The organism is Mameliella sp. CS4, from assembly GCF_019392335.1.
Classification (GTDB): Bacteria; Pseudomonadota; Alphaproteobacteria; order Rhodobacterales; family Rhodobacteraceae; genus Antarctobacter.
The window spans coordinates 1-11,790 of the sequence record NZ_JAHXRQ010000001.1 but is presented as its reverse complement, the minus strand read 5'-3'; the positions used below and the strand labels follow the sequence as shown (position 1 = coordinate 11,790).

The window sequence follows — 11,790 nt, the reverse complement described above, 5'->3', positions numbered from 1 at the left end:
GCAAAGGTCAAGCGGAATCCAGCCGGACGGGGCGGTGTGGCACATGGGTGCCGACACCCCGCAAGGGGGTGGCGCATGTTCGGAAAGGGCTTTCCCGGTCAGCCGGTGGTGCCGCCCAGTTTCCTGGCATCGGCGATCCGGGCGGTGTGTTCATGTGCCCAGTCGATCAGCTTGTCGACGGGCATCGGGCGGGCGATGCCGAAGCCCTGGACGTGATCACAGCCCAGCTGGGCCAGCAGCGCGTGTTCGCCCACGCTTTCGACACCCTCGGCAAGGGTTTCCAGGCCCAGCCGGTCCGCCAGGCCCAGGACGGCAGCCAGCATCCGGTGCTGTTCCTCGTCCCGGTCGACGCGGGTGACAAAGCTGCGGTCGATCTTGAGCCGGTGCACGCGGAAGCGGCGCAGCGAGGTGATCGAAGCATGGCCCGTGCCGAAATCGTCTAGGTCGATATGACAGCCGATCTTGCCCAGCTCGACGATGTTGCGGGCCACGATCCCTTCGGGCGCCCCTGCGATCACGGTTTCCAGCACCTCGATCCCCAGCCGTTCCGCCGTCAGGCCGAAGCGGTCCAGCTCCCACTGGATGCGGTCCACAAGGCGGGGATCGCGCAGCTCGGGGTCGGAGAAATTCACGCTGACACGCGGAATGTCGAGGCCGGCCTGGTCCCAGCTGCGCAGGGCGGTCAGCGAATGCTGCAGGATGACCTCTGACAGCTGTTCCATGCGCCCGGCGTCTTCCAGCACGCGCAGGAACTGTGCGGGCGGGACGATTCCGCGTTCCGGGTGGATCCAGCGGGCCAGCGCCTCGACCCCGCTGATGGCCCCGGTCGAAGTGCAGATCTGGGGTTGGAACCAGGGCTGGATCTGGCCGTTCGACAGGGCACGGTCCACCTCGTTGCGCAGCGAGCGCTGCTCCATGTGGGCCTGGCGCATGTTTTCCGACCAGGCGCGAATGGCCGAGGGGGCATTGGCCGTGGCCTCTTCAAGTGCGACCTGCGCGGCTTCCATGAATTGCTTGCCGGTGGCGTCATTGCTCAGCCGCAGGCTGCCGCAGAATCCGATGCAGCCCGAGAGATAGCGCATGGCATCGCCAACGGATGCCGGTTCCTCGACCGCGTTCTGCAGGCGGCCAGCCAGTTGCAACAGCGCCTCCAGGTCCAGCCGCAGCGAGGGGCCGAGGAAGATCACGAAACGGGTTTCGCCCAGGCGCAGGGCCTCGTCATCGCGGCGCAGGGTCTTGCGCAGGCGGCCCAGGGTCAGGTCGCGCAGGGCGTCGACCGTCGCCTCGTCGGCCTGCTGGGCAACCTCGGTGAGGCCATCGACCTCGATCAACAGGCAGGCCGTGGCCAGATTGGCCGCGCGCGCGGTGTCCAGCGCCTGTTGCGCCAGCTGCGTGGCCGCGATGCTGTCGACGATATCGGCCTGATCACTTCCCGACCGCCCATTGCCCCGGTCTGCGGGGACGCCGACCAGCAAATAGAGCCCCGGCGTGCCCAGGGCGACCACCAGCAAGAGCGCCTCACCGCCCAGCCAGAAGGCGGCAAGCGCCGCCGCGGGCAGGAATGCCAATGCCTGTGGTCCCTGCAGACCCCGCCGCATTCCTGTGCGCAACGTTGTCGGAAGCGCGCGAAGTGACGCCAACATGCCCGTGTCCTTGTACCTCATAAGGGTGAGACTAGGCGACGCTGGTAACTCGGTTCTTAACGCGGCTCGGGGTTTTTCAAGGAATTGGGCGATTCCATGTCGCGCATGAGGCCGGCAAAGTCGAACAGCCCGGGATCCAGCATGTGCGACGGGCGGATGTTCATCAGCGCCCGGAACATGACCTGACGCCGCCCGGGTGCGTTTTTCTCCCATCCATCAAGGATTTGCTTGACCTGCTGGCGTTGCAGGCCGTCCTGGCTGCCGCACAGGTCGCAGGGAATGATCGGGTAATTCATCGCCCGCGCGAATCGGTCGCAGTCCGCCTCTGCCACATGTGCCAACGGACGGTAAACGAACAGGTCGCCCTCTTCGTTGACAAGTTTCGGCGGCATGGTCGCCAGTCGCCCGCCGTGGAACAGGTTCATGAAGAAGGTTTCCAGGATGTCATCCCGGTGATGGCCCAGCACCACGGCCGAACAGCCCTCTTCGCGCGCGATCCGGTAGAGATTGCCCCGCCGCAGGCGCGAGCAGAGCGCGCAATAGGTCCGGCCCTGGGGCACCTTGTCGACCACGATGGAATAGGTGTCCTGGTATTCGATCCGGTGGGGCACCTGCATTTTCTCGAGGAATTCCGGAAGGACCGTCGCCGGAAAGCCGGGCTGTCCCTGGTCGAGGTTGCAGGCCAGTATTTCGACCGGCAGCAACCCGCGCCACTTCAGCTCGTGCAGGACCGCAAGCAGCGTGTAACTGTCCTTGCCGCCGGACAGGCAGACAAGCCATTTCGCGCCTTCCTCGACCATGCCGTATTGTTCTACGGCCTCGCGCACGTTCTGCACGATCCGCTTGCGGAGCTTCTTGAACTCCGTGGTCTTGGGCGCCCCGTGGAACAGGGGGTGAATGTCGTCGGCATGATCCAGCATGTGGCGGGGATACGTCCCCGCCACAAATTGGGCAAGCCTTATCGCGGGCCAAGGCCGGTGCCCGGAACGAAGGGCTGGACCGCGAGGCGCCTGTCCACCTGGGTCCTCGGCGGCAGGCCGACGTCCCGCCTGAGGTGATTGGTCAGATCCTCTGCAAGCGGTGGCGGAGGCCGCATTCTCGGGGCCCGGAACAGGGCGGCCAGCGCGGCGGCCAACACCCTGGGCGCGCCGTGTTGCGCGATGGTGGAGGTGATGTCGGTGCTCGGATGCGGAGCGACTGGATGATTGATCATATGTGATTCCCGGCACGAAAACGGCCGGACTCCTGGTCTGGTTTGAAATGGACCGACAGCGCACGGGGGATTCCGGGCGTGGATGTCAGCGATGGCTGGTTGGAAAATGGCCCGCGTCAGGCGGGGGCCGAAAGTGAAGCGGTTTTAGCCCTGGGCCGATCGGCGAAAGCCGTTGCCCCAGGTCGCTTCAAGCGAGGTCGCGCAGCGCGAGAAAGTCAGATCGTTCATGTCGGACCTCCTCTGGTTGGTGCGTGGTCTCTGCGGGGTCGTTAGCCGAGCCCGGTCGAAAAAGAAATGTGTTTCTTGGAAAATCCCGGTGCCCGGAGGAAAGCCGCCCGGGGCTGTGGTCAATCGGGCACGTTGTCGATGCCGGACCCGCCCCAGGGATGACAGCGGGCAATGCGCCGCGCGGCCAGCCAGCTGCCTTTGAGCGCGCCGTGCTTTTCCAGCGCTTCAAGCGCGTAGACCGAACAGGTGGGGTGAAAGCGGCAGCCATGCCCGACCCAGGGGCTGAGGATCAGCCGATAGGCACGCACGGGCAGGGCGACGATATGGGCGAGGGGGCTCATCTGTCGCCCCCGTGTACCTTGCGCAGGGCGTGGCGCAGGTCTGCCTGCAGGGCGGCAAAGTCGCGCCAGGCGGTCTTTTCCGCGCGGCCGATCAGGACATAGTCCCAGCCATCCCGGCCCTGCTGAGGCAGAATCAGGCGCGCGATCTCGCGCAGACGGCGCTTGGCGCGGTTGCGGGCCACGGCATTGCCAACCTTCTTGGAACAGGTGAACCCGACGCGGATACCATCCGCCTCGCCGTCCTGGCGCTGGCGGGCCTGCAGCAGGAACCCTTCGGTCGGGGCGCGGCGGGCACGGGCGGCGCGCAGGAAATCGGCGCGCTTGGCCAGAACCGACAACGGCAAAAAGGCCGCCTCGGAGCGATCCGCGGCGGCTTTTTCGTCGGCGTTCATCTCCCGCTCCGCTGTGGGCGGCGTGGGGATCAGGCGCTCAGGCTCTTGCGGCCGCGGGCGCGGCGCGCGTTCAGGATCTTGCGACCTGCCTTGGTGGCCATGCGGGCGCGGAACCCGTGGCGACGCTTGCGGACGAGGTTCGACGGCTGGAAGGTGCGTTTCATCGCGGCTACTCCGGTTCAATGCTCCCGAGTCGACTCGGGCGCAGGAAATTCGAAGCCCTGCCTATAGGGGGGCGGGCGTCCCCTGTCAAATGGGTGTCATGGTTTTTTTGCCTCCGAGGCGGGCACCTGCCAAAAAGACAGCGGCGCGCACTGGGACACGAAGACACAAGGGCGCGCGCCCTGCATCTTTGTGGCCTTCCTGTTCCCGCTGCAACACTTGCATGCCGCCTGACCGGTGAAATGTTTCACTCTGGCCTTTCGGGCGTGAATTTCTCACGCTGGGGTACAAGCCGGATCAAGCGGGCGTGAGACGGCTGTTTTCCCGGAGGCGGCGGGGGCATGTATTCGGTGCCCCTGACGCAACCCAAAGGCCCAGAACGATGAGCGACATGACCGATACGCCCCAACCCGGCCTCAGACGCCACCTGCCCCTGCTGGCCATCCTCGTGGTGGCGGTTATCGGGTTTTTCACGCTGGGCGACCTGCTGAGCTTTCAGACACTGGCCGACAACCGTGAAGCGCTGTTGGCGTTCCGCGACGCGCATTACGTTCTGACGCTGGGCGTGTTCATGGCGGTCTATGTGGCCATCGTCGGGTTTTCCCTGCCGGGGGCCACCATTGCCACGCTGACCGGCGGGTTTCTCTTCGCGACCTTTCCTGGCGCGCTCTACAACGTGACCGCCGCCACGCTGGGCGCCACCGGGATCTTCCTGGCCGCCCGCTGGGGGCTGGGCGCGCGCCTGGGGGACAAGCTGGAGCAGTCGAAGGGCATGGTGAAAAAGATCAAGGACGGGATCGACGAGAACCAGTGGTCGATGCTTTTCCTGATCCGGCTGGTCCCGGCGGTGCCCTTCTTCATTGCGAACCTCGTGCCTGCCTTTCTCGAGGTTCCGGTGCACCGCTATGTCATCTCGACCTTTCTGGGCATCATCCCGGGCGCGGTGGTCTATACCTCTGTCGGCGCGGGCCTGGGGGAGGTCTTTGAGCGCGGCGAGACGCCGGACTTGGGTATCATCTTTGCCCCGCATGTCATCCTGCCGATCCTCGGCCTGGCGGCGCTGTCGGCCCTGCCGATCGTGCTCAAGGCCCTGCGTGGCCGGAAGGGGATCTGAGATGGAAAAGCTGACATGTGACCTGCTGATCCTCGGCGCCGGTTCCGGCGGTCTGTCGGTGGCCGCAGGGGCCAGCCAGATGGGCGCCGATGTGATCCTGCTGGAAGGGCACAAGATGGGCGGCGACTGCCTGAACTACGGCTGCGTACCCTCCAAGGCGCTGATCGCCAGTGCCAAGGTCGCACAGGGGATGGCGCATGCCGCCGCCTATGGGGTGGCCGATGCCGTGCCGCAGGTCGATTATGCCGCCGCCAAGGACCACGTCGCCGAGGTGATTGCCCAGATCGAACCGGTGGACAGCCAGGAACGGTTCGAGGGTTTCGGCGTGCGGGTGATCCGTGAATACGGGCGTTTCCTGTCCGACCGTGAGGTGGAGGCGGGGGGCTATCGGATCACGGCGCGGCGAATCGTGGTCGCCACGGGGTCTTCGCCGCTTGTTCCGCCGATCCCGGGATTGGATGGTGTGCCCTACCTGACCAATGAAACGCTGTGGGAGCTGCGTGAGCGCCCCGAGCATCTGCTGATCATCGGCGGCGGTCCCATCGGGATGGAAATGGCGCAGGCGCACCGTCGGCTGGGCAGTTCCGTGACGGTGATCGAGGGCGCCAGGGCGTTGGGCAAGGACGACCCCGAACTGGCCGGTATCGTGCTGGAGTCCCTGCGGGGCGAGGGTATCGAGATCGCCGAAGAGGCCCTTGCACAAGAGGTTCGGGGCACGGCGGGCGCCATCGAGGTGGAAGTCAAGGACGGGCGCGTGTTTCGCGGTTCTCACCTGCTGGTGGCGGTGGGGCGCAAACCCAATATCGACAGGCTGAACCTTGAGGCCGCCGGGATCGAGACCACCAAGGCAGGTATCAAGGTGGACGCCAGCCTGAAGAGCACAAATTCCCGCGTTTACGCCATTGGCGACGTGGCCGGAGGGATGCAGTTCACGCATGTGGCGGGCTATCATGCCGGGATCGTCATCCGCTCTGCCGTGCTGGGGTTGCCCGCGAAAGCCAGGACCGATCATATCCCCTGGGCCACCTACACCCAGCCAGAACTGGCGCAGGTGGGCCTGACAGAGGACGCGGCGCGGAAGGCGCATGGCGACCGGATGGAGGTCGCGCGGTTTGACTACCATCACAACGACCGGGCCATCGCTGAACGCAAGACCCGCGGTGTCATCAAGGTCATGGTGGTCAAAGGGCGGCCTGTGGGCGTGTCGATCGTGGGCCATCAGGCCGGCGAATTGATCAACCTCTGGTCTCTGGTGATCGCCAACCGGCTCAAGATGAGCGCGGTTTCGAACATGGTTTCTCCCTATCCGACCATCGGGGAGATTAACAAACGGGCCGCGGGGGCCTATTTCTCCCCCAGACTGTTCGAGAACGAGACGGTCAAGAAGGTGGTGCGGCTGGTCCAGCGCTGGCTGCCCTGAGTACGGTAGGACATGGTCAACTCGCTTTCCGGACGTTTCCTGATCCTGACCATCATCTTCGTGATGGTGGCAGAGGTGCTGATCTTTGTTCCCTCGGTGGCACGCTTCCGCGAGGACTACCTGCTGGCCCGGCTTGAACGGGCGCAGATCGCCTCGCTGGCCTTGCTGGCCGACGACATGATCGAGCCGGAGCTGGAGAAGGAGCTGCTGGACAACGCCGGCGTCTTCAACGTGGTGCTGCGGCGGGACGAGATCCGGCAGCTGATGCTGTCCTCGCCGATCCCGGGCGAGGTGGCGCAGACCTTCGACCTGCGTGATGCGACGGCCTGGGTGCTGATGAGGGACGCGATCCTCTGCCTTGTCGACAGCGACTGGACGGTGATCCGGGTGATCGGCGATCCCTTCCGGGATGGCGGAGAGCTGATCGAAGTCACGATGGACGGCGGGCCGCTGCGGGCGGCGATGATTGACTATGGTCTGCGCATTCTTCTGCTGTCCGCGGCGATCTCGATCATCACGGCGGGACTTTTGTTCCTGGCGGTGCGGTCCTTGCTGGTCAAGCCGATCAAGGGTGTGGTCGGCCATATCCAAACCTATGCCCAGGCGCCCGAAGATGCGCGGCGGATCATCAAGCCGTCAGCCAGCGTGCGCGAACTGCGCGAGGCCGAGGAATCGCTGCAATCCCTGCAGACGCAGCTGACGCAGGCCTTGCGCCAGAAGGACCGGCTGGCGCAGCTGGGCGGGGCGGTGGCGCGGGTCAGCCACGATCTGCGCAATATCCTGACCTCGGCGCAGCTCTTTACCGACCGGATCGAGATGTCCGAAGACCCGGTGGTGCAACGCATGGCGCCCAAGCTGGTCAATTCGATCACGCGGGCCGTCTCGCTGTGCGAAAGCACGCTGGCCTTTGGCCGCGCCGAGGAACCCGCGCCGGTCATGACGCTTTTCAACCTCGCCGAACTGACCAACGAGGTGCTGGAGGCCGAAAGGCTGGCCATCGGCGAGGCGGATGTTTCGCTGAGCGAGGACATCCCGGCAGGATTGATGGTGCGCGGCGATCCGGAACAGATCTACCGCGCCCTGTCCAACATGGTCCGCAACGCGCGACAGGCCATCGTGGCGACGACCCAGCCGGGAGAGATCAACATCGCTGCCCGGATCGAAGAAACGGACTGGGTCATCACCGTGACCGACACCGGCCCGGGCCTGCCGCCAAAGGCGCGCGACCACCTGTTCCAGCCTTTCCAGGGGGGCGTGCGCAAGGGCGGCTCTGGCCTTGGGCTGGCCATCGTGGCGGAACTGGCACGCGGACACGGGGGCAGCCTGAAGCTGGCCCGGACCGATGACACCGGCACCTGCTTCGAGATCCGCCTGCCGATGGGCGACGTCGGCTGAGGCCGCGCGGTTTCAGACGAACAGCAGGGTATCGGCGTCCAGTGTGAAGCTGCCGTGGAACGTGACCGTGTGCGCCCCAGCAGCATCGAACCGCAGGATGAGGCCGGTTGCGTCCAGGGCGGCCGCGTCGGTCGGTGTCGCGTCGGCGGCGTCGATCACGCCGTCCGTGTTCATGTCGAAATCGGCAATCGTGTCGTAACCTGGCCCGGTGTCGAGGATCCGCGCCACATCCGCGCCGTCGACGCCGAAATCATAGATCACGTCCTGGCCGAAATTGCCCTGGAAAACGAAAGTATCGGCCCCGGTGCCGCCGATCAGGCTGTCATCCCGGCAAATCCCGTAATCGTGTCGTCCCCTCCAAGCCCGTCGATGGTGTCGGCCACCGGGGTGCTGTCAATCGAATCGTCGCCTTCGGTCAGACCGGTCGGGCCTGGGATCCATCGTTCTTTGGCGCGGCAGGCTGGCGGGACCCCGTTTGGTCATGAAAACAGCAGGTCGGCGGCGGCCAGGGACGCAGTTTCATAGAACATTATTGAAAGTGTTCCCGCGGCATCGAAGGCAAGCGTCAGCGAGGTGCCGTCAAAGGCCACCTTGTCGGTCAACGCCGCGTCGGCGGCGTCGATCACACCGTCAGTGTTCACGTCGAAGTCGGAAAAGGCGTTGAACCCGGCGGCGGTGCCGAGCACGCGGGCGATATCCTCGCCGGGGGTGAAGTCAAAGACAACGTCCTGTTCAAAGCCGCCAGTGAACTGGAACTCGTCCGCGCCCGTGCCGCCGCTGATCTGGTCGTTGCCGCCACCGCCGATCAGCGTGTCGTTTCCGGCCTGTCCGGTCAGCCTGTCGTTGTCCAGCCCGCCAAAGAGGCGATCGTGTCCGTCGCCGCCCTGCAACAGGTCCTTGCCCTCCAGCCCGTACAGAAGGTCATTCCCGGCGAGACCCCGAAGCGTCTCTTCGCCTGATGTGCCCGTCAGCGTGTCACCGGCGCTGCCGCCGATCAGCACCTCGAACCCGGCGATGCTGTCGCCCGTGGCGGCCCCGCCCGTCGTCTGCGCGCCAAGGTTCACGGTCACTGCAAGCGTGAAGGCCGCATAGCTGAGCGTGTCCGTGCCGTCGCCGCCATCGAGGCTGTCGCTGCCGGGGCCGGCGTAGACAACGTCATCGCCGATCCCGCCGAGGATTGTGTCGTTGTCCGCGCCGCCGGAAAGCGTGTCGTTGCCCTGATCCCCCTGAACGAGGTCCTGCCCGTCCTGGCCCGCGACAATGTCGTCTCCGTACATGCCGTAGAGGCTGTCATTGCCGTCGTTGCCAAAAAGTGTGTCCTGCCCGATGTGCAACGCCCATTGCTGAGAGCCGCGCAGGATGTCGTCGCCCGCGCCACCGTAGAGCAGATCGTCCTGCCGCCCGCCCTGCAGGGTATCGTTCCCGTCGTTGCCGTAGAGCGTGTCATTGTCGTCCGAGCCGAAGATGTCATCGGCAGAGGCATGGCCGAAAATGAGGTCATTGCCGGTGCCGCCGTTGATGACATCCAGTCCGGAGCCACCCGAGAGCGTGTCGTTCCCCCCCAATCCCGACATCCTGTTTCCGGTCGACGAACCGATCAGGGAATCGTCCCCCGTGTCTGAGCCGATGATTGCCTCGAAGGAACTGATGGTGTCGCCCTGCGCGTCGCCGCCCGCGGCGGTGTCCAAATGGAGGTTCACGGTGACGCCTGTCAGGCTGGTGGAATAGTTCAGCGTGTCGACGCCAACGGTGCCCATCAGGGAATCGGCGCCGGGGCCGCCGGTGACCGTATCGTCACCCGCGCCAGCGTTGATGGTGTCATCCCCCGGCCCGCCAGAGAGGACGTCATTGCCCGAAGCGCCGATCAGGCTGTCGTGGCCGTTGCCGCCATCCAGCGAATCGTTCAACAGGCCGCCGTCCAGCACGTCGGCACCGTCGCCGCCGAGCAGCGTGTCTTGGCCGCCGTAACCGAGCAGGGTGTCATTTCCTGCGTTCCCTTCCAGCCGGTTTTCGAGGTAGTTGCCCTCCAGCAGGTCGCCGCCCGCGCCGCCAAGGACATATTCCAATGACTCTATGACATCACCCGTTGTCAGCGGATCGCCAGACACCGTGTTGTTCCACAGGCGTACCGTGACAGCCGAAAGCGCAGCGGAATAGTCAAGCGTGTCGCGCCAAAAGCTCCCAATCAGGTGATCTGCTCCCGGTCCGCCGTCGAGCGTGTCATTCCCCACGCCGCCAAAGAGCGTATCGTCGCCTTCGCCGCCCAGCAGAGAGTCGTCACCGAGGCCGCCATGGAGGCTGTCGTTGCCCGGGCCGCCGTCAAGAAAGTCGTTCCCGAAGAACACGTTGCTGCCATCAAGCGTATCGTTGCCCGCGCCGCCGATCAGCGTATCCGACCCGGCGCGACCATCCAGAAAGTCGTCGCCGTCATTGCCGATCAGCAGGTCATTTCCGCCGCGGCCCAAGAGGGAGTCGTTGCCCGCGCCGCCATCGATGGTGTTTGCGCCATCAGTGCCTTTCACCGTGTCATCGCCTGTGCCGAGTTCGACGGAGGAGATGGCTCGCAGGGTGTCGCCGTCCACCAGCGGGTCGCCATGCGGCAGATCGGCGGGGTTGTATGGCCAGTAGAGGGTCAGCCAGACATCGCCGGCCGTCGCCGAGTAATCGGCATGGTTGTCCCCCGTTGTCCCGTCGATGGAGTCCGCGCCCAGGCTGGCGATGAAAGTGTCATTCCCGATACCGCCATACAGGGTGTCTTCGCCGTCGCCCCCGTCGAGCACGTCATTGCCGGCATTGCCTTCAAGCCGGTCATTGCCGCCCAGGCCGCGCAGCGTATCATCGCCTTCCAGGCCGAAGATCGTGTCGGCCAGCGCGGTTCCGTCAAGGATGTCGTCGCCGGTTCCGCCTGTGAACAGTCCCATAACAGTGCTCCTTTGAATTCCAAATCCGCCAGGGCAGTTTATATCGCGCAGGTTGAATGCGATACACTGCATCGCGACGCGGACATTGATCTGTGCCAATCTGCGCGCAGGGATTTCGGGCCGGGCGCTGAGTGATGAAAAACCTTGGATTGCCTCTTGCAAAGCCCGGAAGTGGCAGGTAAATGCAGCCCTCACGGACCGATAGCTCAGCTGGATAGAGTACTTGACTACGAATCAAGGGGTCGGGGGTTCGAATCCTCCTCGGTCCGCCACTTCCCCCCCCCCTGATAACATTGGGGAAAGTGGCGTAATGGCGATCATACCCGCCAAAACATCCATCATCGTATTTGCGCTTGGAACCGACGCGGTGCGACATTCTCCCTGCCGGACGTAGAGCCCGCAAAGGCCGCGGATCAAGCTCGGGAGCCGCTTTCTCACACCTACTGAGGCAGCTGCGCGAGATCGGCGCATAAATTGCGGCCAGATTCGCCCTGCACTTCGACAGTCGTATGCAGCCCCGCAGTACACCTTTCTCGCAATTGCATTGCCTGTCGTCGGAATCTTGGCGCTCAACGGGGCGTTAACCGGAGAAGCTGCGCCCTTGATCGCCGGGGCCATGGGATACGCCTTTGGGAGGACACCTTCGAAAGACTCAGGCTAAGTCTTGATCTACCGACAGCGCGTCCGGATGTGGAGGTATGATCCCATATGCCAGTCACGACCGGCCCAGAGCGGATGAGGTGGGTGGCTCCTGCTCCACCGGCATCGAATGTGCCAAAGTGCAGTTGTCAACGACTGCAAGGAAAGGAGCCACCCAATGACAGTAAAGACAGTCGGCCTCGATCTGGCCAAGGACGTTTTTCAGGTGCACGGCATTTCGGAGAACGGCCGCGTGATCTTCAATAAGGCCATCAAACGCGCAAAGATGCTCGCATTCTTTGAGACGCTGCCACCTTGCACG

General features: G+C 64.6%; 11 protein-coding genes, 1 tRNA gene and 1 pseudogene. 5 read left to right on the top strand and 8 right to left on the bottom strand.

Translation table 11 applies throughout. The features are described 5' to 3' along the window. Window positions 1–98 precede the first annotated feature (98 nt). From KZZ07_RS00060 to rpmH, 6 genes are all read right to left on the bottom strand, one after another. On the bottom strand, window positions 99–1,643 hold the full coding sequence (locus tag KZZ07_RS00060; protein ID WP_370631041.1) for a putative bifunctional diguanylate cyclase/phosphodiesterase: 1,545 nt from the start codon (window positions 1,641–1,643) through the stop codon (window positions 99–101). 56 nt (window positions 1,644–1,699) lie between these two features. Further along, window positions 1,700–2,563: a tRNA 2-thiocytidine(32) synthetase TtcA gene (ttcA, locus tag KZZ07_RS00055; protein WP_219509673.1), complete on the bottom strand. Its 864-nt coding sequence runs from the start codon at window positions 2,561–2,563 to the stop codon at window positions 1,700–1,702. 38 nt (window positions 2,564–2,601) lie between these two features. Then, window positions 2,602–2,856, bottom strand: coding sequence for a hypothetical protein (locus KZZ07_RS00050; protein WP_219509671.1), 255 nt, complete (start codon window positions 2,854–2,856; stop codon window positions 2,602–2,604). A gap of 347 nt (window positions 2,857–3,203) precedes the next feature. Continuing rightward, a complete protein-coding gene (yidD, locus tag KZZ07_RS00045; protein WP_219509670.1) occupies window positions 3,204–3,425 on the bottom strand; it encodes a membrane protein insertion efficiency factor YidD in 222 nt (73 codons plus the stop codon). Continuing rightward, complete coding sequence (rnpA, locus tag KZZ07_RS00040; protein ID WP_219509669.1) at window positions 3,422–3,817, bottom strand: ribonuclease P protein component; 396 nt, start codon at window positions 3,815–3,817, stop codon at window positions 3,422–3,424. The genes yidD and rnpA overlap by 4 nt, the downstream gene beginning before the upstream one ends. A 29-nt stretch (window positions 3,818–3,846) precedes the next feature. Then, window positions 3,847–3,981, bottom strand: a complete 135-nt coding sequence (gene rpmH, locus KZZ07_RS00035; RefSeq protein ID WP_012177012.1) for a 50S ribosomal protein L34 — start codon at window positions 3,979–3,981, stop codon at window positions 3,847–3,849. Window positions 3,982–4,361: 380 nt separating this feature from the next. Here rpmH and KZZ07_RS00030 point away from each other — a divergent pair, with 380 nt between their 5' ends. The 3 genes from KZZ07_RS00030 to KZZ07_RS00020 are packed head-to-tail and all read left to right on the top strand — an operon-like array spanning window position 4,362 to window position 7,908. Continuing rightward, the gene (locus tag KZZ07_RS00030) at window positions 4,362–5,093 is read left to right on the top strand and encodes a TVP38/TMEM64 family protein (protein WP_219509668.1); all 732 of its coding nucleotides are present in this window, start codon (window positions 4,362–4,364) and stop codon (window positions 5,091–5,093) included. Window position 5,094: 1 nt separating this feature from the next. After that, window positions 5,095–6,513, top strand: coding sequence for a dihydrolipoyl dehydrogenase family protein (locus KZZ07_RS00025; protein WP_219509667.1), 1,419 nt, complete (start codon window positions 5,095–5,097; stop codon window positions 6,511–6,513). Window positions 6,514–6,525: 12 nt separating this feature from the next. Continuing rightward, complete coding sequence (locus KZZ07_RS00020) at window positions 6,526–7,908, top strand: sensor histidine kinase (protein WP_219509666.1); 1,383 nt, start codon at window positions 6,526–6,528, stop codon at window positions 7,906–7,908. Between the two features lie 12 nt (window positions 7,909–7,920). On the opposite strand, the gene KZZ07_RS00015 is transcribed toward KZZ07_RS00020, so the two are convergent. Both KZZ07_RS00015 and KZZ07_RS00010 read right to left on the bottom strand, forming a co-directional pair. After that, entirely contained in the window at window positions 7,921–8,169 is a 249-nt protein-coding gene (locus KZZ07_RS00015) for a hypothetical protein (protein ID WP_219509665.1), read from the bottom strand. Between the two features lie 218 nt (window positions 8,170–8,387). Then, window positions 8,388–10,829 carry a calcium-binding protein gene (locus KZZ07_RS00010; protein ID WP_305067266.1) on the bottom strand — a complete coding sequence of 814 codons (2,442 nt, stop codon included), beginning with the start codon at window positions 10,827–10,829 and terminating at the stop codon, window positions 8,388–8,390. Window positions 10,830–11,024: 195 nt separating this feature from the next. On the opposite strand from KZZ07_RS00010, the gene KZZ07_RS00005 reads away from it, so the two are divergent. Both KZZ07_RS00005 and KZZ07_RS27545 read left to right on the top strand, forming a co-directional pair. Continuing rightward, window positions 11,025–11,101, top strand: a tRNA-Arg gene (locus KZZ07_RS00005). 545 nt (window positions 11,102–11,646) lie between these two features. Continuing rightward, window positions 11,647–11,790, top strand: a pseudogene (locus KZZ07_RS27545) (IS110 family transposase); the annotation flags it as partial.

Coding starts and splice junctions, on each gene's coding strand:
- KZZ07_RS00060 (WP_370631041.1), bottom strand. CDS start 1,643: ATGTTGGCGTCACTTCGCGCGCTTCCGACAACGTTGCGCACAGGAATG.
- ttcA (WP_219509673.1), bottom strand. CDS start 2,563: ATGCTGGATCATGCCGACGACATTCACCCCCTGTTCCACGGGGCGCCC.
- KZZ07_RS00050 (WP_219509671.1), bottom strand. CDS start 2,856: ATGATCAATCATCCAGTCGCTCCGCATCCGAGCACCGACATCACCTCC.
- yidD (WP_219509670.1), bottom strand. CDS start 3,425: ATGAGCCCCCTCGCCCATATCGTCGCCCTGCCCGTGCGTGCCTATCGG.
- rnpA (WP_219509669.1), bottom strand. CDS start 3,817: ATGAACGCCGACGAAAAAGCCGCCGCGGATCGCTCCGAGGCGGCCTTT.
- rpmH (WP_012177012.1), bottom strand. CDS start 3,981: ATGAAACGCACCTTCCAGCCGTCGAACCTCGTCCGCAAGCGTCGCCAC.
- KZZ07_RS00030 (WP_219509668.1), top strand. CDS start 4,362: ATGAGCGACATGACCGATACGCCCCAACCCGGCCTCAGACGCCACCTG.
- KZZ07_RS00025 (WP_219509667.1), top strand. CDS start 5,095: ATGGAAAAGCTGACATGTGACCTGCTGATCCTCGGCGCCGGTTCCGGC.
- KZZ07_RS00020 (WP_219509666.1), top strand. CDS start 6,526: ATGGTCAACTCGCTTTCCGGACGTTTCCTGATCCTGACCATCATCTTC.
- KZZ07_RS00010 (WP_305067266.1), bottom strand. CDS start 10,829: ATGGGACTGTTCACAGGCGGAACCGGCGACGACATCCTTGACGGAACC.